Source organism: Acinetobacter sp. Ver3, from assembly GCF_000632455.1.
In the GTDB taxonomy this organism is placed as follows: Bacteria; Pseudomonadota; Gammaproteobacteria; order Pseudomonadales; family Moraxellaceae; genus Acinetobacter.
In genome coordinates this window covers 1-26,413 of record NZ_JFYL01000018.1, presented here as the reverse complement: position 1 = coordinate 26,413, position 26,413 = coordinate 1, and the positions used below count along the sequence as shown (strand labels likewise).

At 37.1% G+C, this 26,413-nt stretch carries 29 protein-coding genes; 13 read left to right on the top strand and 16 right to left on the bottom strand.

Features of this window, described 5'->3' with window-relative positions; genetic code table 11:
* Window positions 1–32: 32 nt before the first annotated feature.
* The 3 genes from CL42_RS07010 to ftsY all read right to left on the bottom strand — a co-directional run bounded on the left by CL42_RS07010 (window position 33) and on the right by ftsY (window position 2,698).
* Window positions 33–674: a DUF2057 family protein gene (locus CL42_RS07010; protein ID WP_035266585.1), complete on the bottom strand. Its 642-nt coding sequence runs from the start codon at window positions 672–674 to the stop codon at window positions 33–35.
* Window positions 675–787: 113 nt separating this feature from the next.
* On the bottom strand, window positions 788–1,381 hold the full coding sequence (locus tag CL42_RS07005) for a nitroreductase family protein (protein ID WP_035266583.1): 594 nt from the start codon (window positions 1,379–1,381) through the stop codon (window positions 788–790).
* Window positions 1,382–1,618: 237 nt separating this feature from the next.
* Window positions 1,619–2,698: a signal recognition particle-docking protein FtsY gene (gene ftsY, locus CL42_RS07000; RefSeq protein ID WP_035266635.1), complete on the bottom strand. Its 1,080-nt coding sequence runs from the start codon at window positions 2,696–2,698 to the stop codon at window positions 1,619–1,621.
* 252 nt (window positions 2,699–2,950) lie between these two features.
* Between ftsY and CL42_RS06995 the strand changes: the two genes are divergently transcribed.
* Window positions 2,951–4,258: a M16 family metallopeptidase gene (locus CL42_RS06995; protein ID WP_081403251.1), complete on the top strand. Its 1,308-nt coding sequence runs from the start codon at window positions 2,951–2,953 to the stop codon at window positions 4,256–4,258.
* A gap of 7 nt (window positions 4,259–4,265) precedes the next feature.
* On the top strand, window positions 4,266–5,777 hold the full coding sequence (locus CL42_RS06990; protein ID WP_035266579.1) for a M16 family metallopeptidase: 1,512 nt from the start codon (window positions 4,266–4,268) through the stop codon (window positions 5,775–5,777).
* Here the strand turns inward: CL42_RS06990 and CL42_RS06985 are convergent.
* Window positions 5,774–6,094: a hypothetical protein gene (locus tag CL42_RS06985; RefSeq protein WP_035266577.1), complete on the bottom strand. Its 321-nt coding sequence runs from the start codon at window positions 6,092–6,094 to the stop codon at window positions 5,774–5,776. The two genes, CL42_RS06990 and CL42_RS06985, sit on opposite strands and share 4 nt — an antisense overlap.
* 106 nt (window positions 6,095–6,200) lie before the next feature.
* Window positions 6,201–6,560 (bottom strand): hypothetical protein, encoded by a 360-nt coding sequence (locus CL42_RS06980; protein ID WP_035266574.1) that lies wholly within the window; start codon window positions 6,558–6,560, stop codon window positions 6,201–6,203.
* A 225-nt stretch (window positions 6,561–6,785) separates the two neighbouring features.
* Here CL42_RS06980 and CL42_RS06975 point away from each other — a divergent pair, with 225 nt between their 5' ends.
* The 4 genes from CL42_RS06975 to CL42_RS17395 all read left to right on the top strand — a co-directional run bounded on the left by CL42_RS06975 (window position 6,786) and on the right by CL42_RS17395 (window position 9,144).
* Complete coding sequence (locus tag CL42_RS06975; RefSeq protein ID WP_035266572.1) at window positions 6,786–7,019, top strand: hypothetical protein; 234 nt, start codon at window positions 6,786–6,788, stop codon at window positions 7,017–7,019.
* Between the two features lie 139 nt (window positions 7,020–7,158).
* Window positions 7,159–7,542, top strand: coding sequence for a DUF2750 domain-containing protein (locus CL42_RS06970; RefSeq protein WP_035266570.1), 384 nt, complete (start codon window positions 7,159–7,161; stop codon window positions 7,540–7,542).
* 87 nt (window positions 7,543–7,629) lie between these two features.
* The gene (locus CL42_RS06965) at window positions 7,630–8,061 is read left to right on the top strand and encodes a CBS domain-containing protein (RefSeq protein ID WP_035266567.1); all 432 of its coding nucleotides are present in this window, start codon (window positions 7,630–7,632) and stop codon (window positions 8,059–8,061) included.
* A gap of 174 nt (window positions 8,062–8,235) precedes the next feature.
* Window positions 8,236–9,144, top strand: coding sequence for a hypothetical protein (locus tag CL42_RS17395; protein ID WP_035266564.1), 909 nt, complete (start codon window positions 8,236–8,238; stop codon window positions 9,142–9,144).
* Window positions 9,145–9,178: 34 nt separating this feature from the next.
* Here the strand turns inward: CL42_RS17395 and trpB are convergent, their stop codons facing one another.
* The 9 genes from trpB to CL42_RS06915 form a co-directional block, all read right to left on the bottom strand.
* A complete protein-coding gene (trpB, locus tag CL42_RS06955; protein ID WP_035266563.1) occupies window positions 9,179–10,387 on the bottom strand; it encodes a tryptophan synthase subunit beta in 1,209 nt (402 codons plus the stop codon).
* 35 nt (window positions 10,388–10,422) lie between these two features.
* The gene (locus CL42_RS06950) at window positions 10,423–11,610 is read right to left on the bottom strand and encodes a vWA domain-containing protein (protein WP_035266561.1); all 1,188 of its coding nucleotides are present in this window, start codon (window positions 11,608–11,610) and stop codon (window positions 10,423–10,425) included.
* 8 nt (window positions 11,611–11,618) lie between these two features.
* Window positions 11,619–12,470 carry an AAA family ATPase gene (locus CL42_RS06945; RefSeq protein WP_035266560.1) on the bottom strand — a complete coding sequence of 284 codons (852 nt, stop codon included), beginning with the start codon at window positions 12,468–12,470 and terminating at the stop codon, window positions 11,619–11,621.
* Window positions 12,471–12,499: 29 nt separating this feature from the next.
* Window positions 12,500–12,871 carry a hypothetical protein gene (locus CL42_RS06940; protein WP_035266633.1) on the bottom strand — a complete coding sequence of 124 codons (372 nt, stop codon included), beginning with the start codon at window positions 12,869–12,871 and terminating at the stop codon, window positions 12,500–12,502.
* 34 nt (window positions 12,872–12,905) lie between these two features.
* Window positions 12,906–13,211 (bottom strand): YcgL domain-containing protein, encoded by a 306-nt coding sequence (locus CL42_RS06935; RefSeq protein ID WP_035266558.1) that lies wholly within the window; start codon window positions 13,209–13,211, stop codon window positions 12,906–12,908.
* A 129-nt stretch (window positions 13,212–13,340) separates the two neighbouring features.
* Entirely contained in the window at window positions 13,341–14,483 is a 1,143-nt protein-coding gene (locus CL42_RS06930; protein WP_035266550.1) for a ribonuclease D, read from the bottom strand.
* Between the two features lie 209 nt (window positions 14,484–14,692).
* A complete protein-coding gene (gene recR / locus CL42_RS06925) occupies window positions 14,693–15,289 on the bottom strand; it encodes a recombination mediator RecR (protein WP_035266549.1) in 597 nt (198 codons plus the stop codon).
* Window positions 15,290–15,301: 12 nt separating this feature from the next.
* A complete protein-coding gene (locus tag CL42_RS06920) occupies window positions 15,302–15,631 on the bottom strand; it encodes a YbaB/EbfC family nucleoid-associated protein (RefSeq protein WP_035266548.1) in 330 nt (109 codons plus the stop codon).
* Between the two features lie 24 nt (window positions 15,632–15,655).
* A complete protein-coding gene (locus CL42_RS06915; protein WP_035266547.1) occupies window positions 15,656–16,843 on the bottom strand; it encodes an O-succinylhomoserine sulfhydrylase in 1,188 nt (395 codons plus the stop codon).
* Window positions 16,844–16,984: 141 nt separating this feature from the next.
* Between CL42_RS06915 and CL42_RS06910 the strand changes: the two genes are divergently transcribed.
* The 6 genes from CL42_RS06910 to ppk1 all read left to right on the top strand — a co-directional run bounded on the left by CL42_RS06910 (window position 16,985) and on the right by ppk1 (window position 23,273).
* Window positions 16,985–18,079: an alpha/beta fold hydrolase gene (locus CL42_RS06910; RefSeq protein ID WP_035266546.1), complete on the top strand. Its 1,095-nt coding sequence runs from the start codon at window positions 16,985–16,987 to the stop codon at window positions 18,077–18,079.
* A 5-nt stretch (window positions 18,080–18,084) separates the two neighbouring features.
* The gene (locus tag CL42_RS06905) at window positions 18,085–18,954 is read left to right on the top strand and encodes an NAD(P)-dependent oxidoreductase (protein WP_035266545.1); all 870 of its coding nucleotides are present in this window, start codon (window positions 18,085–18,087) and stop codon (window positions 18,952–18,954) included.
* Between the two features lie 83 nt (window positions 18,955–19,037).
* The gene (locus CL42_RS06900) at window positions 19,038–19,304 is read left to right on the top strand and encodes a YARHG domain-containing protein (RefSeq protein WP_035266544.1); all 267 of its coding nucleotides are present in this window, start codon (window positions 19,038–19,040) and stop codon (window positions 19,302–19,304) included.
* A 29-nt stretch (window positions 19,305–19,333) separates the two neighbouring features.
* Window positions 19,334–19,747, top strand: coding sequence for an HIT family protein (locus CL42_RS06895; protein ID WP_035266543.1), 414 nt, complete (start codon window positions 19,334–19,336; stop codon window positions 19,745–19,747).
* A 218-nt stretch (window positions 19,748–19,965) separates the two neighbouring features.
* Window positions 19,966–21,030, top strand: a complete 1,065-nt coding sequence (locus CL42_RS06890; protein ID WP_035266542.1) for a porin — start codon at window positions 19,966–19,968, stop codon at window positions 21,028–21,030.
* A 176-nt stretch (window positions 21,031–21,206) separates the two neighbouring features.
* The gene (gene ppk1 / locus CL42_RS06885) at window positions 21,207–23,273 is read left to right on the top strand and encodes a polyphosphate kinase 1 (RefSeq protein ID WP_035266540.1); all 2,067 of its coding nucleotides are present in this window, start codon (window positions 21,207–21,209) and stop codon (window positions 23,271–23,273) included.
* Window positions 23,274–23,283: 10 nt separating this feature from the next.
* On the opposite strand, the gene ybaK is transcribed toward ppk1, so the two are convergent.
* Window positions 23,284–23,754 (bottom strand): Cys-tRNA(Pro) deacylase, encoded by a 471-nt coding sequence (gene ybaK / locus CL42_RS06880; RefSeq protein WP_035266631.1) that lies wholly within the window; start codon window positions 23,752–23,754, stop codon window positions 23,284–23,286.
* Between the two features lie 269 nt (window positions 23,755–24,023).
* On the opposite strand from ybaK, the gene CL42_RS06875 reads away from it, so the two are divergent.
* On the top strand, window positions 24,024–24,509 hold the full coding sequence (locus CL42_RS06875; RefSeq protein WP_035266537.1) for a lytic transglycosylase domain-containing protein: 486 nt from the start codon (window positions 24,024–24,026) through the stop codon (window positions 24,507–24,509).
* A gap of 26 nt (window positions 24,510–24,535) precedes the next feature.
* Here the strand turns inward: CL42_RS06875 and CL42_RS06870 are convergent, their stop codons facing one another.
* The gene (locus CL42_RS06870) at window positions 24,536–25,888 is read right to left on the bottom strand and encodes an MFS transporter (RefSeq protein ID WP_035266535.1); all 1,353 of its coding nucleotides are present in this window, start codon (window positions 25,886–25,888) and stop codon (window positions 24,536–24,538) included.
* Between the last annotated feature and the right edge of the window lie 525 nt (window positions 25,889–26,413).

Below are 26,413 nucleotides of genomic sequence, written 5' to 3'. Positions count from 1 at the left end.
TTTTTATATCTGTTTATGAAATATTAAATGTTTTATTGCGTTGCAAGCCAAGTCATAAACTTTTGACGTTCCTGCTTTGAAGAATTTTTCCATACTTCAATCAACGTCTGACCATCATGAGTATTTGAATTTGTATTTTTAATGTCAGCATGTTCCACTGTTTGAGTATTTATTGATGATGAACTTGACTTGATCATTGGGCTAGCTTGTGGCTCATTATGCAATATCTGATTGATCGTACCGCCTAGCAAACTTTGCGAGGTCATTTGAACAATCAGATTATTTGAAATGAGTTGATTATTTTGATTATAAATTGCCAATTGAGGATTTTTGGCGAATGTTTTTGCTTGGTCCAAATCTCGTGGTGGATGAATTAAATCCAATTTGTATGACTTATTATCCTCTAGGGTTGGCAATTTCAAAGTAAGAATATCCGACTTTACGATCTCATGATTATTTAAAGGTAGTTCAAAGTATTGATTATATCGAACATTCACCAAAGGTTGATTCGCATCAATTTGGTATTGTTTTTTTGATTTAAATAGTCCTGATTTAACCTCTTGATTATTCACTGAAATTACGACCAGTTCCTCTGGAACCACCAAGGTCGCCGCTGCAAAAATTTGACTGCTCAAACCCGTAAATATCAATGCAGACGCAATTTTTAATTTCATAAATAACTCAATATTAGATTGTTAGATATGACTACTATGCTACCAAGCGATGACAATTTAATGACAGAACTCGTCATAAAAAAAGGCACCGAAGTGCCTTTATATGATTTGGATTAATTAAAAGTTTTAAAACGAATCTCGTCATCAATAAACGTTTTATCTCCTGCAGGCGCTTCGATTGAACCGAGCACAAGCTGAGCACGAAGTTTCCAAGAAGCTGGAATTTCAAATGTTGAAGCCACTTCTTCATCCACAATTGGATTGTAATGTTGTAATGATGCTCCAATATTTTTTTCTGACAATGCAGTCCAAACCGCAAATTGAGCAATAGCTGTTGAATGTTCAGACCAGATTGGGAAATTCTCAGCATAAAGTGGGAATTGCTCTTGTAAACCTTTCACCGTATCTTGATCTTCATAAAACAATACAGTTGCATGACCCGCTTTAAAGCTATTGATCTTATTTTGAGTTCCCTCAAATGCTTCTGCAGGAACAATTTTACGTAAAGTTTCTAAAACGATATTCCAAAATTTGTCATGTGACTCACCAAAAAGTGTTACAACACGTGATGTCTGTGAGTTAAATGACGATGGACTTTGACGTACCGCTTCTTTAATGGTTTCTTCAATCTGAGTATTGTCTAAAGAAACATTCTTACCAATTGCATAGATGGTACGGCGATTTTTAATTTGATTTAGAAAAGACATAACTTATTCCTTATTTTTAACATTCATTGTGTGCTAACGATGATGCTATCTTATTCATATTACGAAACCTTTTCAGCCTTATCTTTATAACAAAGTGTTCTATTTTTGGAACAAATTGCGTATTTAATGTATTGAGTCAAAAGATTCGGCTTTCTCATATTTGATTAACTTTATGAATTTTAAATATTTATAAAAAAAGCTCCGTATATGGAGCTTTTTAAATTAACCCAAGAATGATTATTTTTCGTTATCGAATAATGCAGCGACAAATGATTTTGCTGAGAACGGTCTCAAATCATCAATCTTTTCACCTACACCAATAAATCGGATTGGCACATGTGTACGGCTCGCAATGTTAAATAGCACACCACCCTTTGCAGTACCATCCAATTTAGTAATAGTAAGACCCGTTAAGCCTACAGCTTCATCAAACATTTCAACTTGGTTAATCGCGTTCTGTCCTGTGCCAGCATCCACAACAAGCATCACTTCGTGCGGTGCAGTCGCATCAATTTTTTGCATAACGCGTTTTACTTTTTTGAGCTCTTCCATCAAGTGACCTTTGTTATGCAAACGCCCTGCGGTATCTGCAATCAATACATCGATCCCTTTCGCTCGTGCACTTTCAAAAGCATCAAAAATTACAGAAGCACTGTCTGCACCATGACCTTGTGCAACGACATGAATATCGTTACGCTCACCCCAAATTTGAAGCTGTTCAGTCGCCGCAGCACGGAAAGTATCGCCTGCCGCGAGCATGACTTTTTTACCTTCACCTTGTAATCGTTTTGCGAGTTTACCTATTGTGGTTGTCTTACCTACACCATTTACACCCACAACCAAAATCACATAGGGATTTTTATTCGGATCGATATGTAATGGTTTGACACGTGGTGCTAATAAAGCAACTAATTCTTCTTGAAGTGCTTTATAGAGAGAATGAGAGTAGATCAAATCGCCACGCGCAGTTCTTTCAGTCAAATTGGCAATAATTGTTTTCGTCGCCTCTACCCCAATATCTGCGACCAATAATTGCTCTTCAACTTCTTCGAGCAGCTCATCATCAATCTCTTTACCACCGACTAGAATATTCATCATTCCATCAGCTAAATTTTTACGAGATTTTGATAAGCCTTCTTTCATACGACTGAAGAAACCACCTTTCGGTTTTGTTTCTTCAACGGCCGGCACCGTTTCCAGCTTTTCTACTTCATTGTTTTCGATAATAGGCACATTAACGGCCGGGAGGCTCGGTAAGGTGACATCGTCATCACCAATATCCGCATCAATCAAGAATTTATTTTGCTGTTCTTGCATGCCGATTCCTTGAAAAGCATTGCGATTAAAAGAATGGAGTTTAGCATAGATTGCTTTAAATTCACGATCTGCAATTACTTTTAAAACGATCAACCAAATTGCAACAGTTCAATCTTGAATAAATATACGACATCATCAAGAATAATTTTAAAGTCATTATTCGGATTAATTGTGTCTCTCAGCCGGCTCAAATTCTCTCTGCAACTCATTTTCAAACAGACAATCATCATTGCTGCGATTACATCAGCACCGATGATGACATTTGCAAATCAACAAACTGCTCAAATCTCTCGAAACACCGTCGAAACAACACTGGACAATGGTTTAAGAGTCATTATTAGAGAAGATCATCGCGCACCTGTAGTCATCAGCCAAATCTGGTATGCCGTCGGCAGTAGTGACGAGTCAGGGAATTTACTCGGCATTTCACACGTCCTAGAACATATGATGTTCAAAGGCACTAAAAAAGTACCGAATGATGAATTCACACGCCTTAGTCGAATTTATGGTGGTAGTGTCAATGCATTCACATCCACAAATTACACCAATTACTATCAATTCTATCCTAAAAAATATCTTCCACTGGCATTAGAGTTAGAAGCTGATCGAATGCAAAATTTAGTTCTGCGCCAAGAAGATTTCGAACCCGAAATTAAAGTCGTGATGGCTGAACGACGGCAACGAACAGAGGATAATCCTCGAAACCTTGCTTTTGAAAGATTTAAATGGATTGCGTACCCGACCAGTCACTATCGCCAACCAGTGATTGGCTTAATGAAAAATCTGAATAACATTCAATTGAATGATTTAAAACAATGGTACGAAACTTGGTACGCGCCGAATAATGCAACATTAGTCATTATTGGGGATGTAGATCCTGAACAAACCATTCGAGAAGTCAAAAAATATTTTAATAAGATTCCAAAAAAATCCGTTCCTGAACGCAATGATGTGCTTGAATTTTCAAGAATTGGATATCGCTTCATGGAGCAATATCAGGCTGTACATGTACCCAACTTGTTTATGTCTTGGAATGTCAATTCCATTAAAACAGCAAAAAACCCTCAAGACGCCTACGCTTTAACCATTATTCAAAATCTATTGGACGGCGGAATTTCAGCACGTCTACAAGAGAGACTGATCCGAGATAAGCGAATTCTGACCTCAATTAATGTAAGTTATGATCCATATAATCGTGGGGATAGCCTATTTTTAATCTCTGCCATACCTGCTGAGGGTATCAGTCTTGAGCAAGCGCAAAAACGCATACAGCAGGAACTAGATTTATTCAAATCAGAATTGATCAATGAAAAAGAACTCAATCGGGTCAAAGCGAATTTCGTTTCCAATTTAGTGTATAGCCAAGATGATATTATTGGGCAAGCTCGACTCATTGGTTTGCTCAGCATCAATGATCTAGACTATCGCATGATTGATCAACTCCCTGAATACTTCGATAAAGTCACACCGCACGATTTACAACGCATTGCCAATATTTATTTTAATCGTGACAATTTGAGCGTTTTACATCTTTATCCTGAACAGAAAAACAATAACTAGGCGTTTTATGAATTATTTATCTTCTCTATTTTTAACGAGTATCTTGTGTAGTGCCATGTTGAGTTCACTGTCGCATGCGGAGGAACTTATAGAAGCTGAACCAATTGAACAAATCATCGAAGAAGATCCCAGTGGTCTAAGCTCGATTAAAAACTTATTAAGCTTAAAAGAGATCACAAAATCTTCCCAAAATTATAAAGCGCCTTTTGTTCAAGAACTTAAAAACTCTTTAAATGTACGAACCTTATTTGTCGAAACGAATGATCTGCCGATGGTCGACATTCAAATTACATTCAATGCTGGTTCTGCACGAGATGAAGTCATTGGTCAAGGACTTTACGGTATATCCAATATGGCAGCTCGCCTTATGCTTGAAGGAACAGATCAGCTCAGTGCCAAACAGATTACCACCACATTTGAGGGATTAGGCGCCAAATATTCTTTCAACGCCTATCGTGATATGTTTGTTGTTCGACTAAGAGTGTTAAATGATCCTGAAAAATTTGACCCTGCACTGAACTTACTACTGCATTTAATCAAGCATGCCACCTTTAAACAATCAGGCATTAATCTTGCGCTCAGTAATACTCAAATTGGGCAAAAACAACTTCAAGAGAATCCATCCAGACTAATGTCAATACAACTGTACCGTATGCTGTATGGGGATCATCCATATGCTCAACCAACAGCTGGGACAGTAGGTAGTTTAAAAAAAATTACGCCTGAATTACTCAAAGAATTTAGAGATCGATTGCTTGTCGCTCAAAATTCCAATATAGCAATCACAGGACAACTCACTCAAGATCAAGCTCAACAGATCTCGGAACTGATCAGTATCAATTTACCGCAAGGGCAAAGACAGCCCGACCTTCCAACTCCCGTCAGTGAATCAGGTTTTAAAATTTCAGTACTAAAACGCGAAAGCCTACAAGCACATGCATTATTGGGTCATTTATCTTTAGAGCGAGCACATCCAGATCGTGCCGCTTTGGAAGTTGCCAACAGAATGTTTGGTGGTGGGAGTTTTAATTCAATCTTATCAAAAGAGTTACGAGTTAAACGAGGACTCACCTATAGCGCATCGAGTACGCTGACTACACCACAGGTACCTGGCGTTTTTAGTTTTGGATATGCGACACAACAAGACCAATTGCTCGAAAGCTTAAAGCTCGCACATCAAGTATTCATTGACTTCAAAAAACAGCCTATTACTGACTCTTTGCTTAAAGAAAATAAAGAAAGTATTCTTCGGTCTTTTCCAATGACCTTAAATAGCAATGCAAATATTAATGCCCAAATCGCATCAATTGGTTTTTACGGACTTAATTCCAATTATCTAAATGAGTATCAGGAGCAGATTCGAAAATTAACTCGCCAAGATATTCAAAATGCAATACAAAAACATTTACACCCCGATCAAATGACTGTTATTGCTGTCTCTGACCGTGTCACTGCCAAGCAGATCGAAGAAATACTAAATCAAAATCTTGGACTCAATCTGAATAAGATTGAAGACTAATCCAACTTTTCAATCGCTGGATAAATTTTTATATGAGTATTCTCGATATGATAAGCATTCAGCAAACGATAAAATTCAATATTTTTAATCTTAGGTTTTGCAAGTAACAAAGTTGCCATTTCATGCGTTCGCTCTAAACGATTTTGAGCCGCGAGCGCTTGAACTTGTTCAAAGTGGGCTGAATTAATTGGACGATTCAGTGCAATACTAGAGACAATAAGAATAAAAAGTACAATGCCTATGATGAAAGCATTTTGAATCTGCTCAATATTTAATTGTGAGAAAAGATCAGACGAAATTTTTTTTAAATGGAGCATGTACAACCTCGGATTAGCTTAAGTGTAATCCGAGATGCTTTAAAAATATAGTGTTAACGTTGAATTTAACAAGAACCATTATGCTAACAATGGCGCTTATTCACCTTTAAGAGACAACATTCTGCACAACACCAAAATATAAGATAGCAGCGATCACCGCGAGTACGATAAAAATAGTGAAAACACTTAAACCACCTTCAGCATCATCAGGGTGTTCTTCGTCAATGACGGCGATACGTTTTAATTCGCCGTCATAGTAGCGATAAAATTCAGCTTTGGATGCAGGATCAAGTGTCTGCGTGTAATCATGCACGCGTTTACGCTGCTCTAAACAGTAGTGACCTAAATGGATCTCTTGATGAAAAATTGCTTCATCAAGTTGTTTTTTATGATGATGTGCAAGCGCAATAATATCGGATGGCTCAGGTGGATTGCCAAATGTGAAACCATCAATGGTATTAGTCATAAGTCATTCTCCTTTATAGTTATTTACAGTTTTATCATAAACCCAATATAAAATGATTAAAGTTTAATCATGTAAGTATTTTTTAAAAGATTTATCTTGAAAATTTATTTGACAATTAACGCAAATTGTAATAATAGTTTAATATTACTTTGTTATATTCCATTTTGACCTAATTTAGGTCTTTATAACTGTAGTACTAATCATAATTAGAATAAGGAGTTTTATATGATTAAACAATTCTCTCAACAAGACCTCGAACATATGTATTCGAATGCTGTAAATACCATTCAATTTGAAATGAATTTTACAGACGCAGTTTCAGAACTTGAGAATGCAGCACGTGCGGGTCACGGTAAAGCAGCGATGTTTCTAGCTGAACTCTATCTTCAAGGTTTCCGTGTAGAACGTGATTCTTTGAAAGCACAGTATTGGCAAAACATGGCCACAATGCAAGCATAAATAAACGTCACATTAGTGGCGTTTTTTTAGCTCTTTTATTACATATTTGCTTACCAAACTTTAAATTAATGCAACTAAACTTTAAGAAAAAATCATTAGACTGAATTTATCATCATTGGTAATGAATCATCGAACGATCATGAACACCTTTGTACAGTTGCAACCAAATTCAAAGCATTTTTTACTCAAAGTTAATATCCTTAAAACCATGATGTATTGTGGAGTACTGTGGGGACTGTATAATCCAGAACATCAAGGTTGGGCCATTCGATCAATCAATCAAGAATACATATTCCCCTTCTGGCTCAATTCAGTTCAGGCTTTACATTATGCAAAAATTCACTGGCCGCACTATCAGCCTCGAAAAATAACGCCTGATGATTTTAAAAATTCACTACTCCCAACCCTAACGCGACTAAAAGTCACACCTGCCCTGTGCAATCATCGAGATCGCCACTTTAAGCTCACTATTCCACACATGCAGATGCTATTTTTTCAAAATCATTTGAGCCCATCTATTTAGCAGAAAATTCCACTAAAACGATTGTAAAGATTTAAGATTTCAGTTATTAACTTATACATGGACGAATATCCAACAAGAGGAACCTTTATGACAACAGTAGCTCAAGTCCTACAAAATAAAAACAATTCAGAAATCTCTACCATCACACCTGATGCTACGGTTTTAGAAGCAATCACATTAATGGCAACAAAAGGTATTGGTGCCGTTGTTGTCGTACAAGATGAAAGACTTGTTGGAATTTTATCTGAACGGGATTACACGCGTAAAATTGCACTTATGCAACGTACATCCGACTTAACTACAGTCTCAGAAATTATGACTGGTACGGTTTTATCTGTAAGTAAAAGCAACACCGTAGATGAGTGTTTAGATTTAATGACAGAACGTCATATTCGCCATCTGCCAGTATTAGAAGACGATAGACTCGTCGGAATTGTATCTATTGGTGACTTAGTTAAAGCCGCGATGGAAGACCAAAAAGTGTTGATTGAACAACTTCAACAGTATATTTCAGGATAAAGCTAAGCTCCCATCTCGGGGGCTTTTTTGATAACTCCATCATGATCTCAATTTTGAACAATAGATTGAAATTAGTCATCTTTTACAATGATTTTCTTTTATTGAGTCATTGAACTATTTAAACAGCATCAGTAAAGTCATTACATTATGGAATTTTTTGCCTAAGGACTGATGATGTATAAAAAGTTATTGTGTTACACCGCTTTATTTGTAACTGCTTCCTCTTATGCATCTGAACTTGAACCAACGATAAAGAATCAAATAGAGCTGCTAAAAAAAGCAAAAACATATCAAAAAAAGACGCTCATCACGCCTGCATGTAATACCTATGAAAAAGCCTACAAAATGGGATATTTAGGGGCTGATCAAGATATGAAAAATCCAAGAAAAAACAAAGAATTTGTTGAAGCCGCCCTGCAAACTTCTGCCTGTTATACAAATTTGAATTATACAGAACAACCCCAAAAATGGCTCGAAGGTACTGTAACGCTATTTAAGTTAAAAAATTATTTTGCAGTCCCAAATTTAGATGGTCGACTCAAAAAAATTCAAGATGAAATGATGTCGATCGCAGAAGTGCTATATTTCAAAAAAAATGCTGACTATCGCAATCCCTCTTCTGAAGTGACCAATGCCTGTGCTGCATCTGAAATTGGCTTCAAGATTGGTTATTTAGGTGATCCTGATAAAGCTAAAGATCCTGCGTTCAATGCAACATACGTACAACATGGTTTATTTCATGCCGCTTGTGTTTCTCTACTTCCATCCAAGGCTAAATCTGAGAATCCAGCATTTACGAGTTATTTGTCTTACGCAATTTTAAAAGAACTTGCCACCAAATATGACAGCAAAAAAGCACACGAACTAAGTGCACCAGCTGATGAAATTATGAAAACCATGGTTCAAGCTCAACAAGCTCAACAAGCTCAACAAGCTCAACAAGCTCAACAAGCTCAACAAGCTCAACAAGCGACTGAAACACTTGTTCAAGATCTTTCAATCGAAACGCCGCTCATTCCGATTGAAATTTCATCCTTTGAAAATATTCTTACACCTTTGAATGAAGAACCACCAGAAATGTAATTAAAAAACCAGCCTAAGCTGGTTTTTTTATGTGTTAATTTAAACCTAATTTTTCTGCCACATAGTCCGAGTCTTTATCACCTCGACCTGATAAATTCACTACCACAATGGTATCTTTGGACAGTTGTGGAGCTTCACGTATTGCCCAAGCAACAGCATGTGAACTTTCTAATGCAGGCACAATCCCTTCAACTCGAGATAGAGTCATGAATGCATTCAGACACTCTTCATCAGTTGCTGTTGAGTACTCAACACGACCAATATCTTTTAAGAAACTGTGTTGAGGCCCCACACCAGGATAATCTAATCCAGAAGCAATTGAATGCACAGGTAATGGCTCGCCATTCTCATCTTCCAGCACATAACACGCCATACCATGAAGTTGACTTGGTTTACCTAAAGTTAATGTTGCCGAATGTTGATCTGTATCTAAACCATGTCCTGCTGGTTCAACACCAATTAATTTCACACTATCATCATTAAGGAATGCACTGAATGCGCCCATTGCATTTGAGCCACCGCCAACACAAGCAATAATATAATCAGGATATTTGTTAAATCTGTCTTGTGATTGAACTTTAATTTCATCACCGATAATTGCTTGGAAATCACGCACCATTTTAGGAAATGGATGTGGACCAACGACTGATCCGATGGCATAAATAAAGCTTTCAGGGTCTTTCAAATACTCTTCGAAAGCACTATCAACAGCATCTTTTAATGTTGCTGTTCCACGAGTGACTGAGATTAAATTCGCACCCAAAATTTTCATTTTCACGACATTTGGATGTTCTTTTTCAATATCAACTTGACCCATATGAATTTCACACGGGATACCAACCAAGGCACAAGCAGTTGCTAATGCGACACCATGTTGACCTGCCCCAGTTTCAGCAATGACTTTTTTCTTGCCCATGTATTTAGCAAGTAAAGCTTCACCCAAACAATGGTTAATTTTATGCGCACCAGTATGGTTCAAATCTTCACGCTTCAGATAAATTTGAGCACCACCCAATTGTTCTGAAAGTCGTTTGGCATGAAATAAAGGACTTGGACGACCTACATAATGCGCAAACAGCTCTGAAAGCTCATTTTGAAATTCAGGTGTTTTACGAATTTCTTCATAAGCAACATTGATTTCATCCATTGCTGCTTTTAAATGAGGTGGAATGAATTGACCACCATATTCACCAAAAAAACCTTCTTCATTTGGCAATGCCACACCATTGATTTGATAGCTCATATCAAGATCCTTTAGATGAATATAATTTAAAAAAGTTAGCGTGAGAGGAATTTAGTCATATCTTCAATGCCTTTTAAAGTCATTGGATACATATGATCTTCAAATATTTCTTTGATCATTCCTATCGTTTGAGTGTAATGCCAGTAATTCTCAGTTTCAGGATTCAACCAAGCCGTCTTTTCATAATGCTGGCGCAAACGACGCAACCAAATTTCACCCGACTCTTCATTCATGTATTCGACAGAACCACCAGCAGATTTTAATTCGTATGGCGCCATACTTGCATCACCAACAACAATCACTCGATAATCTTTACCATAGGTATTAAATACATCTAAGGTATTCATTTTTGTCGAAGTACGGCGATGATTGTCTTTCCACACGCAATCATAAAGACAGTTATGGAAATAGAAATATTCTAAAGTCTTAAATTCTGTTTTGGCTGCACTAAACAGTTTTTCACATTGTGCAATATAGGCATCCATAGAACCGCCTACATCGAACAACATCAAAACTTTAATTCGATTACGACGCTCTGGCACCATCTGTACATCAAGAATTCCCTGCTTAGCCGTTTCGCGAATCGTTTGATCTATATCAAGCTCTTCTTCAGCACCTTGACGCGCAAATTTTCTCAGACGACGCAACGCCATTTGCATATGACGTGTTCCCAAAATTTGATCATCATCAAGATTTTGGTATTTACGTTGTTCCCACACTTTCACCGCAGATTTTTTACGTCCCGGCCCTCCAATTCTCACCCCCTCTGGGTGGTCACCAAAAGCTCCAAACGGTGAAGTGCCACCAGTGCCAATCATACGATTACCACCTTGGTGTTTTTTATGTTGCTCACGCAAACGCTCTTCCAGCATTTTCATGAGCTCTTCTAAAGAACCTGCTCTTTGTAGTGCTTCACGTTGCTCTGGCGTTAAGTGTTTTTCAAGGAGTTCTAAATCAAACCATTCTTTAGGAAGTTGATTAACTTTACTGAGTAAATCATCTACATCAAAGGTTTGAATGCCCTGAAAATAATCCTTCATAGCACGATCATACTTATCGAAGTAACGCTCATCCTTGACCATGACTGTCTTCACAAGCTGATAAAAATCATCTTGATCTGCAAAAACCAAACCTAGACTAATCGCTTGATTCAAATCAATCAGCTCGCGTGTCGTTACGGGGATTCCGTATTTTCGCAAGGTGTAAAACAGTCTTACGAACATAGTATCACCTATCGACGAGTCATAAATGCGAGGCGCTCAAGTAGCTGCACATCTTGCTCATTTTTGATGAGCGCACCATACAGCGGTGGAATTGCTTTTGACTTATCATGGTTTCTTAAAATATCTTCAGGCATATCATCAGCCATCAATAAGCTTAACCAATCAATTAATTCAGAAGTTGAAGGTGGCTTCTTAAGACCAGGTATTTGGCGAAGCTTAAAGAAGACCTGAAGTGCCTCACTGACCAATGTCGTTGAAATTCTTGGAAAATGAACTGCAATAATTTCACGCATGGTCTGTTCATCTGGGAATTCAATATAATGAAAGAAACAACGGCGTAAGAAAGCATCAGGAAGTTCTTTTTCATTATTTGAAGTGATGATCACAATTGGACGCTGTGTTGCAGTAATTGTTTCACCAGTTTCATAAACAAAGAATGACATTTTGTCTAGTTCATGAAGCAAATCATTTGGGAATTCGATATCTGCTTTATCAATTTCATCAATTAATAAAACGCAACGTTCTTCAGAGGTAAATGCTTCCCACAATTTACCTGGTTTAATATAGTTTTTAATATCATAAACACGCTCATCGCCCAATTGACTATCGCGCAATCTTGAAACGGCATCGTATTCATAAAGACCTTGTTGGGCCTTCGTCGTTGATTTGATATGCCAAGTAATCAGTTTTAAACCCAGACTTTCAGCAACTTGTTCAGCCAATAATGTTTTACCTGTACCTGGCTCACCCTTCACTAAAAGAGGCTTTTGCAACGCTCGAGCGGCCTTCACAGCAAGCTTGAGACTATCTGTGGCGATATATTGATCTGTACCCGTAAATTGATGTGCATCAACAGACATAATGAAACCTTATTTTTTTATTTGGATAATTAAAGTGGTGGTGTCTTCACTGACGATGTGTGTCTCGGATTCTTTTGTTTAGAAGCGTACTTAGACCAGAAATAACCTGCCAATAACCCTAAAGCAATAACAAAGGCAATCAATGAGAAATTGGACCAGATCAAAGGTGAATCTTTTGTTAATACCCCAAATATCAAACCAAAAGTTGCGGGTGCTAAGGCGGAATTAGGACCTTCAGAAATCGTTGGTGTTGCCAAAATAGCAAACACAAAAATCCAAGTCACTCCACCTAAAGGTGAAGGTAGGCGTTTCGCTATGCCGTACCAACACCACAGAATAATCAAAGTTCCGAGAATATAGACGGTAATTGCAATGTTATATTCTGGAATTGAATCCAACATTGAAACAAACTGATCCCATCCTCCAACTTGATTATCACGCACCGCGTAGTCCCTCTGGCTCTACCGCATTAGGATTGATCAATCCTTCAGGCGGCAATTGTAAAAAGAATCCTTTCGTCTGAATTGAATCCATCACATGTAAAACATTTGCACGCGCTAATTTGCGTTCTGCATGTAATTCCAGTGACATCACAAATGTCGCTCGGCCAAATGCATTTTTCATTGCATCAGATAATACTGATAACGGATCAACAGCTTCTTGGTTTTCCGCTTGTTCAGGACGCGCAACGTAAATATACATTTCGTCTTTCTTACTAGATTTGTAGATTTCACACCACATGATTCAAACAACACCTTTTAAACTCAAAGCAAAGCATACATCAAAAAAAACGGCGAAACATTAGCGTTTGTTAACGCATCAGTCTAGTTTAGGATGACTGGTAATTCTTTAATCAAATTTTGAGAGAAGTCATTCATTGACTTTCATTTGCATACTCAAATATTGTGCATCTTTATGAAGCAACTCAATTAATGGCTTCGTTAGTAAATCATAACGCCAACCGAGTAAATACTGAGGTAAGTCTTGTTCATCGCCATGAAAAACCACATGCTGATATAAAGCCCCAAGCCATTTTTTTCGCATTAATACTTCTTTAGGAATCACCAACTCTTCTGCAAGATTACCAATCATGTTATCAACATCATGGGTAATATCTTTGGATGAATGTTTAATTGGTCGAGCAATTCGTAATGGCCATTCTTCCATTGGGGGCAGCAACGCAATAATATCCAAAATCGTTTTACCGTGCTCACGAACCACATTCGGACGAATATTTTTAACTTGAGATAATTGGAAGGTATTTTTTGGATTTTTTTCCACCAAATCAATCATAGTGGCATTTTTCAGAATAAAACTTCGAGGCTGATTTAAAGCCTTCACCATTTCTTCACGCCAAACACTGAGCAATTGTAGCTGCATTAACTGCTTTCGAGAGTGTCTATAATTTCCGACATCTTCGTATAGTTTCTCTTTCGGCGTTTCTGTCGCAATCTCAAGCGTGAGGCTCTTACAGTCCTCTAGTACATACTGATAATGCCCTTTTTTCTCTAATTCATTTTTTAGCGCATCGGCTAAATTCATAATATATAAGACATCATTCGCTGCGTATGCTTTTTGCTCTTCAGTTAAAGGACGTGCAAGCCAATCTGAACGTGTTTGATCTTTATCAATTTCTATATTTAAAATTTCTTTAAGCGCATTTTGATAACTGACCTGTAATCCGTGTCCGAGAAAAGACAAAGCCACCTGAGTATCAAATACATTATTAAGATGATTGCCTTTTGAATAATGGTAAATCAGATCAATATCTTCACCACAAGCATGGAAAATATTTTGCTTTGCAGCAAAAACTTTAGGCCAGAAACTCGAAAAATCTAGACGTGTACCGTCTAATAAAAACACCTGATCTGCGACATTGATTTGCAAGACACCCAATTTTGGCCATAGTGTATCAACTTTGATAAATTCAGTATCTAAACCATAAACATCTTGTTGACTCATTAGTGTCAAAACATGCTCGAGTTCTTTTTGCTCTTGGATAAATTGAAACATCATAAAAAACAATGTGCTAGATTGGTATCGAGATGTATTTTAGCTTAAATTATCAATTTTAAATATAAATTTTCAATTAAAGCGTCAAGCAAATCTATGTATACGCTGTAAATAGTTATAAAACATGAAAAATTTAATATTTTTTTCGACTAAAAAACAATTCAGAAAAGTGATATTTCTCTAATCAAAAAAATAAGCACAATTTGTGCTTATTTCATTTGCATACGATTATGAACTGCTTGGCTTAAGGTGTGACTATCGACATACTCAAGCTCACCCCCTTGTGGTACACCTTGAGCAATACGCGTCATTTTAAGATTCAAATGACGTGTGGCTTCTACCAAATAATGTGCCGTAGCCTGCCCTTCAACCGTTGCATTGGTAGCGAGAATAACCTCTGCTACCTGACCTTCAGCTAAGCGTTGAACTAATGCAGGTATGCCAACCTCTTCAGGCCCTATACCATCTAAAGGAGATAAATGCCCCCCCAATACATGATATTTGCCTCTGAAACTTCCACTTTGCTCAATTGCCATCACGTCTGCAGGAGATTCAACCACACAGAGCAAGGTATCATCTCGGTCTTGCGACAGACAAATGTCACACACCTCATTCTCAGTCAATGAGTGGCAAATAGAACATTCATGGATATGATCAGCGGCATCGCTAAGTGCTTCAGATAATGCCAAAGCACCTTGCTTATTCTTCATGATCAAATGCAACGCCATGCGCTGAGCCGACTTAGGCCCAACGCTTGGTAAAATTCGCAGTGCTTGGACGAGTTGGTCAAACCGTTCGCTGAACACTCGGCAATATCCTTAAAATAAACCTGACAAGCCAGGAGGTAATCCCATACCACTATTTGCAGACTTCATTGTTTCTTCTGAAATCGCTTCGGCTTGGCGTGCAGCGTCATTCATAGCAGCTGCAATCAAATCCTCAATCATATCTGGATCGTCTTGAAGCAATTCTGGATTGATTTCAATGCGTTTTACCACATTACGGCAAGTCATTGTCACTTTTACCAAACCACCACCAGCTTCAGCATGCACTTCTTTCTGTGCAAGCTCTTCTTTCGCTTTCTTGATGTTGGACTCTACTTCCTTTTGCATGCGCTGTGCTTGTTGCATAAGCATATTAATGTTCATTTGTATACTCCGAACAAATTTAAATTAGACTAAATCAAGACCACGTTGAATGTCTGCAATAATATCATCAACGTCTTCCAAACCTACTGAAAGACGAATTAAACCTTCTGCAATGCCAGCTGCAGCCTTCGCTTCATCAGGCAATTTACCATGAGTAGTCGTTGCAGGATGAGTAATCGTTGATTTTGCATCCCCAAGATTTCCAGTAATAGAAATAAATTGAGTGTGATCAATCACTTTCCAAGCAGCTTCTCGCCCACCTTTTACCACGAATGAAACGATACCACCAAAACCTTTTTGTTGCTTCTTAGCCAAATCATGACCTACATGATCCGCTAAGCCAGCAAAGAATACTTTTTCGATTTTATCGTGCTGATGAAGCCACTCAGCAATCTTTTGTGCACTTTCAGAATGAGCCTTCATACGTAGACGAAGCGTTTCCAAACCTTTTAGGAAAACCCAAGCATTGAACGGACTCATAGAAGGCCCAGTTGTACGAACGTAGCCAAAAACTTCTTCAAGTAATTGATGACTACCTACGACAGCACCACCCAACGCACGACCTTGACCATCTAAATATTTTGTCGCTGAATAGACAACTAGATCCGCGCCCAATTTTAATGGTTGTTGTAGCACTGGCGTACAGAAACTATTATCAATTGCGAGTAAGGCATCATTTTCATGCGCGATATCTGCTAATGCACGAATATCAGCAATTTCCGATAATGGATTTGACGGAGATTCTACAAATAGTAGTTTAGTTTCTGGTTTGATCGCAGCTTTCCAAGCATCTAAATCTGTTAAATCAACAAAATTGACAGTCACACCAAACTTAGAAATGTATTTTTCAAATAAGGCCACGGTTGAACCAAATACTGCGCGAGAACATACAACATGATCACCAGCCTTTAAGAATGACATCGCCACCGCCATGATCGCAGCCATACCCGTACTTGTTGCCACTGCACGTTCAGCACCTTCCATTGCAGCCAATCTTTTTTCAAACATTGCGACTGTTGGGTTTGTAAAGCGAGAATAAATATTACCGGGCTCTTTCCCAGAGAATTTAGCTGCTGCCTCTGCTGCATTTGCATATACAAATGAAGAAGTTAGAAACATCGGTTCAGCATGCTCACCTTCAAAACTGCGTGTATGACCTGTACGAAGTGCTAATGTATCAAGTTGGTATTCAATGTCGTCTTGCTGGCTCATTGCTCTAAATCAGTCCTAAAAACTGCCTTTGTGAATAATTGCCAACATTTTGAGCGTCCAAAGCATTTAAGGTCAAGGTAAAATATATAAATATCGCTTAGACTTCGTTCAAATCACATGCTTATGAGATCTTCAACCTTCATGGAACATTTAAAAACTAACTGGCGTTCTAAACAAAGCAAGTTAAAAAATTTAGGGACACGCATTTTTTACGGTAAATCTTTGGTTTTATCTCAAGCAACGCCGTATGATGTGATAGGTACTCATAAATCGAGTAAAATTCGATATTACGCATCTGAAAATAAAAAATATGTTGAGCCATTGGTCTTTGTCGCGCCTTTAGCGATCAAGATGGATATTTATGATCTTTATCCATACCGTTCTCTTATTAAATATTATACAGAGCAAGGTTTTGATGTCTATTTATTGGATTGGGGACACTTTAGCTATAAGGATCGCGATCTCAACTTTTTAGGTTTTATTGATGATGCAATCCCGAATTGTATCGATCAAATACGCACACACGCTAAATCTGATCAAATTTCTTTACATGGCTGGAGTATGGCGGGAATATTTGTTCTGTTGTACACAGCGCTCAGACAGCCGAACCATGTAAAAAATCTAATCGTTTTAGGTAGTCCAATTGATAGCTTTGCTTCAGGCAGTATCGGAAAGCTATATGCTAAGATGAATCGCTATCTTGAAAGAACTCGTCTACTCAAACATAAAGTTTATAACGGTCGTATTCCTAAGCGCCTCATTCACTCCCCAGGTATTTTAAATGCAATTGGATTTAAAATTTTAGATCCTAAAGGTTGGTATGAAGGCCATAAACAATTATTACTGAATCTTGATGATAAAAAACTTTTGCATGAACACGCCACTTTAGGTTATTTCCTCAATCATATGATTGATTATCCTGCTGGGGTAAACCAAGACATGTTATTCAATGTCTGGTTAAGAAATCCGCTAAAAAATGGTTATATCGAACTTCAAGATAAGAAAATCGAATTAAAAAATATAGACTGCTCTCTTATGATTGGCGCTGGTTCAAGCGATCAAATGGTCACAGCTGATGCTGTTAGACCATTGACTGAATTGACAAATAGTCGTGATGTCACGTTTACTCTTATTCCTGGTGGGCATTTAGGTTTAATGTCGAGTCAAAAAAGTGCCGATCAATTTTGGCCTGAACTTGCTCACTGGTTAGCAGAGCGTTCAACACAAATAGAGTAAAGAAAATGACGACAGTTGCATTTATTGGATTAGGAGCAATGGGTTACCGTATGGCAGCCCATTTACCCAAACACTATGAATCAGTTTTGGTATGGAATCGAAATTTCGAGAAAGCCAAACAACATGCAACTGAATATCAAACACAAGCTGTATTACTTCAAGAAGCTGCCCAAGCTGATATCATTTTTAGTTGCTTACCAACGAGTCAGCAAGTCAATGAGATCATTCATCAAGTCGACATTAAATCTGGATCAATTTGGGTAGACTGTACCAGTGGCGTGCCTGATGCAGCTAAAGCACAACAAGCTTTTTTAAAATCAAAAGGTGTATTTTTTCTAGATGCGCCGGTTAGCGGACAAACTATTGGTGCTGAAAATGCGACTTTAACCTTCATGGTAGGTGGTGAAAAAGCTGCTTTTGAAGCTGCATTACCAGCAATGCAAGCCATGGGTAAACTGATTAAGCATGTAGGAGACTCAGGATCTGGTTTTGCTGTGAAAGCAGTGAACAACATGCTCTTAGCTGTTCACTTATGTGCCGCTGCTGAAGGTTTTACTGCACTTAAAGCACATGGTGTGGATTTAAATGAAGCTTTAGAGTGCATCAATGCTTCAAGTGGTAAAAGTGGTGTGACTGAAAATATATTGCCTCAACGGGTATTAAATCGAAGTTTTCCAAATACTTTTGCCTTACCGTTACTGAGCAAAGACACTGGTATCGCAGTAGACCTCATTCATCAAGCAAAATTATCCGCACCTGTCATTACGCTTACTCAAAGTCTAATTGGTGCTGCTAACGCAATAGCTGAACCTAATAGTGATTTTTCGACAGCAGTTAAAATGTACGAATCATGGAGCAAAATTACCTTAGAATAAATTTTCGCCATTGAATTCACATATAAAGCCCATATAATTGAAATGTGACAATATCAAATGTCCATTTCTAAATGAGGATACTCATGAATAAGTTTTTATTAGGTTTAATTACTGCTGTATCTGTTTCAGCTGGGGTTAATGCTTTTGCCGACACTACAAAAGAGTGTGAAAAACTTAAAGATGATTACAACATCATCTATGCATCAAAAGGCTTCTGTTTTAAAGATCCAGATACTAAGGCAAAGTTTGGCAATGAAAATTGCAATACAACTAAACCTAAGTTCTCAGAAAAAGAGCAACAAAAACTTGACTCTATTAAGCAACGTCAGAAAGAATTGAACTGTAAATAATTCAATCTAATTACATTCTGGGAATAGCTATGGCTTATGATGATCAAAATATTTTTGCAAGAATTCTACGAGGTGAACTTCCTGCAATTAAAGTGTATGAGGATGAGCAAGTTCTTGCATTTATGGACATTATGCCTCAGGCAGATGGTCATACTTTAGTCATCCCTAAATCACCTGCCGTAACTTTACTCGACTTGGACCCAAACACTGCAGCATACACGATTCAAATCGTTCAAAAAATTGCAAAAGCGATTGAAAATGCACTAGATGCAAAAGGTATAGTGTTGATGCAGTTATCTGGTGCTGCAGCTGGGCAAACCGTGCCTCACGTACACTTTCATCTTATTCCAAGTTCAATTCATGAACTGGGTAAACACGCAGCACAAATGGGTGATCAAGAACGTATCAAGGCTTTGGCTGAGAAGATTAAAGCTGCTTTATAACAGATCCTCATAAAGAAAGGAGCTTTGGCTCCTTTTTTGTTTTTATGCCTTTAGATTACTATAAATTGTTTCTACCCATTTTAATGATAATGAAATAAATTCTTAATATTACTGACTTATTTGTAATGAATACTTAGCACCAATAGAGAACAGTAGTTACAAAAAAACTACTGATCATGATTATTAGGACAAAAAATCAGTCTTTACTGGAGCTAGAAATGAAAAAAACACTTTGCGCATTAGCAGTTGGGGCAACACTTATTACACCAGCAATCGCAATGGCAGCTGACGTTAAAATTTATGGTCGCGCACATGTTTCATTAGATTACCTTGATGATGGTAAAGATTATAATGAAGTAGGTCTATCATCTAACTCATCTCGTTTAGGCTTTAAAGCTGAACAAAAATTAGAAAATGGCATGACTGTTTTTGGCCAAATCGAACAACAAATTAACTTTACAAGTGGTAACACTGATGGTGGTACTGAATTTTCAACTCGTGATACTTTCGTTGGTTTGAAAGGTAACTTTGGTCAAGTAAAAGTTGGTCGTTTCGACACACCCTTTAAAGCAGCTCGTTCTCCAGTAAATTATTTCGGTGATCAAGTTGGTGATTTACGTAACGTGACTCGTGTAAGTGATCAACGTTTCGATGAACGTAATGAAAATACCATTGAATATAAATCTCCAAAATTCGGAAATGGTTTTAATGTTGCTGCTGCATTATCACTACACTCTGGAACTACCATCGATAAACAAGAGAATGGTCAAGCTGAAAAAGACAACAAAGCGTACGATCTTGCTTTGACCTACAAAGAAGGCCCTATCGATTTTGCTATTGCATATGCGATGTATGAAGAGAATGCAACGAATGCTCGTGCTAGTTCTGATCGTGATGCATTACGTATCGCTGGCGCCTACAAACTTACTGACAGCTTAAATCTTGGCGCATTCTATCAAATGGCTAAAGTTGACGGTCAGGACAATCGTGATTCAGATGTGTATGGTGTAGCTGCAGACTATAAATTAACACCAAAAACTACAGTTCGTGGTCAAGTTTTTCAACGTAGTGTAGATGCTGATGAAAGAGACTCAACTCTATTAGCATTAGGTGTTGAGCATCGTTTAGACAAAGCTGTGCGTGTCTATGCCAATTTAGCAACTGTCCTTAATGATGAAAATGTTAATTTAAATCCATGGTCTCAAGCAAGAACGAATAATGTTGCAGGCGCCAACGGTGAAAATTCTACAGGTCTCTCACTTGGTTTCCGCTACGACTTCTAAATTAGAAAGGACAAAAAAAGCACACTTCAAAAGTGTGCTTTTTTATTGAAATAAAATAAATCCAATAACTTATATTTATCGTATATATACCAACCAATGTAATATTACTGTCACACATCAAACGTACCATCGCTGCAAGGTCTTTCCTGACGGCTTTTAAAGCAATAATTGGTACTATGCACTCTTTTGAAAACTTTCAACACAATTCAGACACTTACATTAATCGCGAACTTTCATTATTAGAATTCCATAAACGAGTTTTAGCTCAAGCTAAAGACCCTCACCACCCCTTATTAGAGCGACTAAATTTTTTAATCATCTTTTCTCGGAATTTAGATGAGTTTTTTGAAATACGCGTTGCTGGACTTTTAAAACAGATAGAATTAAATCAAATAACAACTGCGCCTGATGCTATTCCCAATGAAATTATTTTAGAACAAATATCTAAAACAACGCATCATGCGGTTCAAGAACAATATCAGATACTTAATAACGAGCTCATTCCTCAACTTAAATCTTATGGTATCGAATTTATTCAATATCATGGAATTTTAGATAAATATACTGAATGGATTCAAAACTACTTCAGTAAATTTATTCAACCAGTAATCACGCCCATCAGTTTAGACCCTGCCCATCCTTTTCCCCGTTTAGTCAATAAGAGCCTTAATTTTATTATCACGCTTGAAGGTAAAGATGCTTTTGGTCGTCAGATTGAGCTCGCGATCGTACCTGCACCGAGAACTTTACCAAGGGCGGTCAAAATTCCTGATGACTTATGCAAAGATAAGCAACATTACATCCTGTTGTCGGCTATTCTGCAACAACATATCAATGACTTATTTCCAGGAATGAAGGCGACAGGATGCTACCAATTCCGTGTTACACGCAATGCTGACTTAAATTTAGCTGACGATGTAGACGATCTGGCAGTTGCTCTTAAAGATGAACTTTCTTCGCGAAGATTTGGACGTGAAGTTCGACTTGAAATTGATCACAATTGCCCAGAAACGATTAACCAATATCTACTTGAACAATTTGATTTAGAACCTTCACAACTCTATCGTGTTCAAGGCCCTGTGAATTTAGCTCGATTATTTTCAGATTTTGATTGTCCAGATTTAAAGTTTAAACCCTATCAACCCGTGATACCGAAGATACTAAGACAATCAAAAAGTATCTTTGATGTATTGAAACAACGTGATGTCCTTTTACATCATCCGTTTGACTCATTTTCACCTGTCATCAACCTGTTAAAAGAAGCTGCAAAAGACCCTAATGTCTTGGCAATTAAGCAAACTCTTTATCGCAGCGGACCAGATTCAGAGATCGTTCAAGTCTTAGCAGAAGCGGCACGAAATGGTAAAGAAGTTACTGCGATTATTGAATTACGTGCTAGATTTGATGAAGAATCCAATATCATGGTCGCCAACCTTTTACAAGAAGCTGGAGCTGTCGTTGTTTATGGCATCGTGGGCTATAAAACTCACGCTAAAATGATTTTGATTGTTCGTAGAGAAACAGACCATCTGAAGCGCTATGTTCATTTGGGAACTGGTAATTATCATGCTGGAAATGCAAAAATGTATACCGATTACGGTCTGCTGACCACTGATGATGAAATTTGTGAAGATGTCCATAAAATCTTTCAAGAATTGACAGGTATGGGAAAAATGGCAAAGCCTAAAAAGCTGTTCCATGCACCTTTTACCTTGCATGAACAGCTTTTAAAACTCATTGCCAATGAAATCCACCATGCTAAGTCTGGTCATAAAGCGCATATTATTATCAAAGTTAACGCTTTAACTGAACCTAAATTAATCGCGGCACTTTATCAAGCCTCAAATGCAGGTGTTCAAATCGATCTGATCATTCGTTCCATCTGTTCATTAAGACCTCAAGTACCACAGTTATCAGAAAATATCCGCGTCAGATCTATTGTAGGACGTTTTTTAGAACACACACGGGTTTACTATTTTCTAGATCAAGGCAATGAGAAATTATATTGTTCAAGTGCAGACTGGATGGGACGTAATTTATTTTCAAGAGTAGAAACTTGTTTTCCGATTGAAGATAAAAAACTAAAGAAAACGATTATTAAAGATGGTCTATTGAATTATCTGAACGATAATCAACGTGCTTGGGAATTAGATCAAGAACATCAATGGAACAAGGTATGCCCAACTGATGATCAAGAAATTTTTATCGCTCAAGAATATCTAACCAATCTACGTCAAATGTAGTGATCAAACATTAAGTGTGATCCACAATGTCCTTAAATTGAGCATCTAATACTTGGGCCAATGATTGAGGATCTAATCCGATATCTAGCCCTCGTTTTCCACCACTCACGTACACCTTTTTAAGAGAACTTGCCGATTGGTGAATGACTGTCTTAAGTCGCTTTTTTTGAGCAATTGGACTAATCCCACCCACTAAGTAACCGGTCAGACGCTCAGCCACTTTCGGATCAGCCATTTTAAGTTTTTTACAACTGAAAGCATTCGCCGCCTTTTTTAAATTAAGTTGATGGTCCACTGGTAAAATTGTCACAAAATAATTGATATCATCTGTCACTAGAAGTGTCTTAAAAACTTCATGTACAGATAAACCCAATTTTTGAGCTGCTTCTAAACCAAAACTTTCAGCATTAGGATCATGGTCATATTCATGAACAGAATAATCTATCTTTTTGTTTTTCAGAAATTTACAAGCTGGCGTCATGATGATTTCAGGCATTTAATAATGGCATTATTATAAGAAAATTTTGAATCAATTTTAAAGTTTTTCTGATCTATTTATCTTACTCATCAATATATTGCAAAACTACAACACTCCAATTTATCTAGGGCTTGACCCCAATCACCAGCTTACTTATGATTTTTGCAAATTGAATTTGCACGGTTACAATTTTGCTTTTTTTACAACGTTTACAATCACCTCACCCATCCTTTACTTTCCTTAAATTTAGTTTAGTTCTATCATCGTGTGTCGTGTTTGTTGGTTGCTCATCTTTAGGTGGTGGTTCAGTACAAAAACGCGCCGCAAAACTTTCAACAGGTATCCAAAAGGCATACTCTGTACACCCAGACACCGCAAATAGGGTTTCTCCCCTAATTGTGCAAAGTGCGCAACAATTTGATGTCGACCCCCTGTTAATGGCCGCACTTATTCGACAAGAATCGAGTTATCGAAATTATGCAGTATCACCAGCAGGTGCTGTAGGTCTTACTCAAATTATCCCTAGATATTGGCAGCAATCTTGTCCAGGTGACCTTTTTCAAGAAAATATTAATATTCATTGTGGAACTTATATTCTATCAAAATACAATCAATCTACTGGTAGCTGGAAAAAAGCACTGGCCTATTACAACGTTGGACCTACTGGATACAACACAAATCGAAAAATGAAAAAACAAGGTAAACGTTATGCCAAACAGGTTAAAGAGCATCAAAAAATTTTAAAATCATATTTATAAAAAAAGCCTCTTATGAGGCTTTTATTCTACTGTGTAATTGAAGATGCGATTTTTATTTTTTCAGGAACTGTTTCAATCACTTTTGTCCTTTTAATACAGAATACGGCTATTGCACCAATTACTGCTGGTATAGCAACGGCAATGAAATTCCATTTGTGTGGCAATTCCATTCCTAAAAGAATACCAATGACAATGGGGCCAACAATTGCACCTGTACGCCCTACTGCTGAAGCCCAACCAATTCCAGTAGAACGTACCGCAATTGGATAAGATTGCGCTACATAGCTATATATTAAAATACTAGTACCAATTGATGCTGCACCAGCCAATGCCACCAGTAGATAAATAACCATTGGTGGTGAGTTAAAACTTAATCCAAATAAAGCAAAAGCTCCGATTACAAACATCGAAATCACAACAGGTTTGAGATGAAATTTGTCTGCTAGAATTCCACCACCAATAGTACCGATGACAGCGCCAATATTTAATGAAAGTAAAAATGTTAAACTACTTCCCAAAGAATAACCTGCAGCCATCATTAACTTTGGTAACCAACTTCCTAATGCGTATGTCATTAAAAGACACATAAAAAAGCAGCACCAAAATAATAACGTCGTTTTCGCTCTATTATCAGTAAATAGAGATTTAACCGATGCATCAGGTAATTTAATTTCGTTTAGAACCAAATGAGTTGAAGAATTAACATTTAAATCTGCATTGATCTTATTAATAATTTGTGAAGCAGGTTCATAATTTTTTTGTTTCACTAAAAATGTTAGTGATTCAGGCATATACTTCCATATAAACGGTAATACTAATAATGGAATTCCTGCAATAAAGAACATAATCTGCCAACCAAATTCAGGTGTAAATTTTACACCCAATAAAGCCGCCATAATTCCACCAACTGCATAGCCACTAAACATAATCGTAACTAAGGTACTTCTCAATTTTTGTGGTGCATATTCAGAAGTTAAAGTTACTAAATTTGGCAAAACACCGCCGATACCAAGTCCAGCAATGAATCTTAAAACTCCAAATTCTGTTGGATTAGTTGCGAATCCTCCTAAAAAAGTAAAACCACTAAACAAGGTTACACAAATCAAAATAACTTTTTTTCGACCAATTTTATCTGCCAACATACCAAAAAGCATCGCACCAAACATCATTCCCGCTAGCGCTGTGCTCGCTAATAACCCAGCTTGGACAGAAGTCATACCCCACTCTTGCATAAGAAGTGGCAACGTTACGCCATTAATTGCTAAATCATAACCGTCAAAAATTACGATAAATAAACACCATAATACGATTGATAAATGAAAGGGTTTAAATTTTGCATTATCAATTACAGCATTCACATTCATTGTCTGCGCTGTCATTTTTTATCTCACCTCCAATTGTGAGTATTTTTAAAATAATGAACCTAGATTCATATTTTATATAAATGCAATAAATTAGGATTTTTGTCTATACAACTTTCTAGTGGATTATTCATTTAATAGATTGATTAATAATTCAATTGGCATAAAAAATCATGAAAATTCAAGTTTTAAGAGTTTTATATTTTTTTTAGTTACTAAGAATGAATTTTTATATAACCTTTCGACTGAAACCATAATTTTGAATACTCAATATACAAATTTGGATTGGCATTTTATTTAATAATTAACTTTGATGCTCTTTGTAAATAAAAATTTCATTGTAAATCATTCATTTTTTGAACCATTCACTATTGTTTATTATTTAGCTTTTCAACTAATTTATTGGGTTGTTTTATATGATATTAGCCTTATCAGTAAGCCATTTATTGTTTGGCATAAATTAACTGAATGGAGCTTCTTATTTAGTTAAAAGGATTTAATTATTTTCAAATTCAATTTTTTGATATAAAAAACACCCCCTTC

Bases quoted from the DNA above. Each gene is read 5' to 3' on its own strand.
- CL42_RS07010 (WP_035266585.1), bottom strand. From the start codon at position 674: ATGAAATTAAAAATTGCGTCTGCATTGATATTTACGGGTTTGAGCAGT.
- CL42_RS07005 (WP_035266583.1), bottom strand. From the start codon at position 1,381: ATGTCTTTTCTAAATCAAATTAAAAATCGCCGTACCATCTATGCAATT.
- ftsY (WP_035266635.1), bottom strand. From the start codon at position 2,698: ATGCAAGAACAGCAAAATAAATTCTTGATTGATGCGGATATTGGTGAT.
- CL42_RS06995 (WP_081403251.1), top strand. From the start codon at position 2,951: ATGATGACATTTGCAAATCAACAAACTGCTCAAATCTCTCGAAACACC.
- CL42_RS06990 (WP_035266579.1), top strand. From the start codon at position 4,266: ATGAATTATTTATCTTCTCTATTTTTAACGAGTATCTTGTGTAGTGCC.
- CL42_RS06985 (WP_035266577.1), bottom strand. From the start codon at position 6,094: ATGCTCCATTTAAAAAAAATTTCGTCTGATCTTTTCTCACAATTAAAT.
- CL42_RS06980 (WP_035266574.1), bottom strand. From the start codon at position 6,560: ATGACTAATACCATTGATGGTTTCACATTTGGCAATCCACCTGAGCCA.
- CL42_RS06975 (WP_035266572.1), top strand. From the start codon at position 6,786: ATGATTAAACAATTCTCTCAACAAGACCTCGAACATATGTATTCGAAT.
- CL42_RS06970 (WP_035266570.1), top strand. From the start codon at position 7,159: ATGAACACCTTTGTACAGTTGCAACCAAATTCAAAGCATTTTTTACTC.
- CL42_RS06965 (WP_035266567.1), top strand. From the start codon at position 7,630: ATGACAACAGTAGCTCAAGTCCTACAAAATAAAAACAATTCAGAAATC.
- CL42_RS17395 (WP_035266564.1), top strand. From the start codon at position 8,236: ATGTATAAAAAGTTATTGTGTTACACCGCTTTATTTGTAACTGCTTCC.
- trpB (WP_035266563.1), bottom strand. From the start codon at position 10,387: ATGAGCTATCAAATCAATGGTGTGGCATTGCCAAATGAAGAAGGTTTT.
- CL42_RS06950 (WP_035266561.1), bottom strand. From the start codon at position 11,610: ATGTTCGTAAGACTGTTTTACACCTTGCGAAAATACGGAATCCCCGTA.
- CL42_RS06945 (WP_035266560.1), bottom strand. From the start codon at position 12,470: ATGTCTGTTGATGCACATCAATTTACGGGTACAGATCAATATATCGCC.
- CL42_RS06940 (WP_035266633.1), bottom strand. From the start codon at position 12,871: ATGTTGGATTCAATTCCAGAATATAACATTGCAATTACCGTCTATATT.
- CL42_RS06935 (WP_035266558.1), bottom strand. From the start codon at position 13,211: ATGTGGTGTGAAATCTACAAATCTAGTAAGAAAGACGAAATGTATATT.
- CL42_RS06930 (WP_035266550.1), bottom strand. From the start codon at position 14,483: ATGTTTCAATTTATCCAAGAGCAAAAAGAACTCGAGCATGTTTTGACA.
- CL42_RS06920 (WP_035266548.1), bottom strand. From the start codon at position 15,631: ATGAACATTAATATGCTTATGCAACAAGCACAGCGCATGCAAAAGGAA.
- CL42_RS06915 (WP_035266547.1), bottom strand. From the start codon at position 16,843: ATGAGCCAGCAAGACGACATTGAATACCAACTTGATACATTAGCACTT.
- CL42_RS06910 (WP_035266546.1), top strand. From the start codon at position 16,985: ATGGAACATTTAAAAACTAACTGGCGTTCTAAACAAAGCAAGTTAAAA.
- CL42_RS06905 (WP_035266545.1), top strand. From the start codon at position 18,085: ATGACGACAGTTGCATTTATTGGATTAGGAGCAATGGGTTACCGTATG.
- CL42_RS06900 (WP_035266544.1), top strand. From the start codon at position 19,038: ATGAATAAGTTTTTATTAGGTTTAATTACTGCTGTATCTGTTTCAGCT.
- CL42_RS06895 (WP_035266543.1), top strand. From the start codon at position 19,334: ATGGCTTATGATGATCAAAATATTTTTGCAAGAATTCTACGAGGTGAA.
- CL42_RS06890 (WP_035266542.1), top strand. From the start codon at position 19,966: ATGAAAAAAACACTTTGCGCATTAGCAGTTGGGGCAACACTTATTACA.
- ppk1 (WP_035266540.1), top strand. From the start codon at position 21,207: ATGCACTCTTTTGAAAACTTTCAACACAATTCAGACACTTACATTAAT.
- ybaK (WP_035266631.1), bottom strand. From the start codon at position 23,754: ATGACGCCAGCTTGTAAATTTCTGAAAAACAAAAAGATAGATTATTCT.
- CL42_RS06870 (WP_035266535.1), bottom strand. From the start codon at position 25,888: ATGACAGCGCAGACAATGAATGTGAATGCTGTAATTGATAATGCAAAA.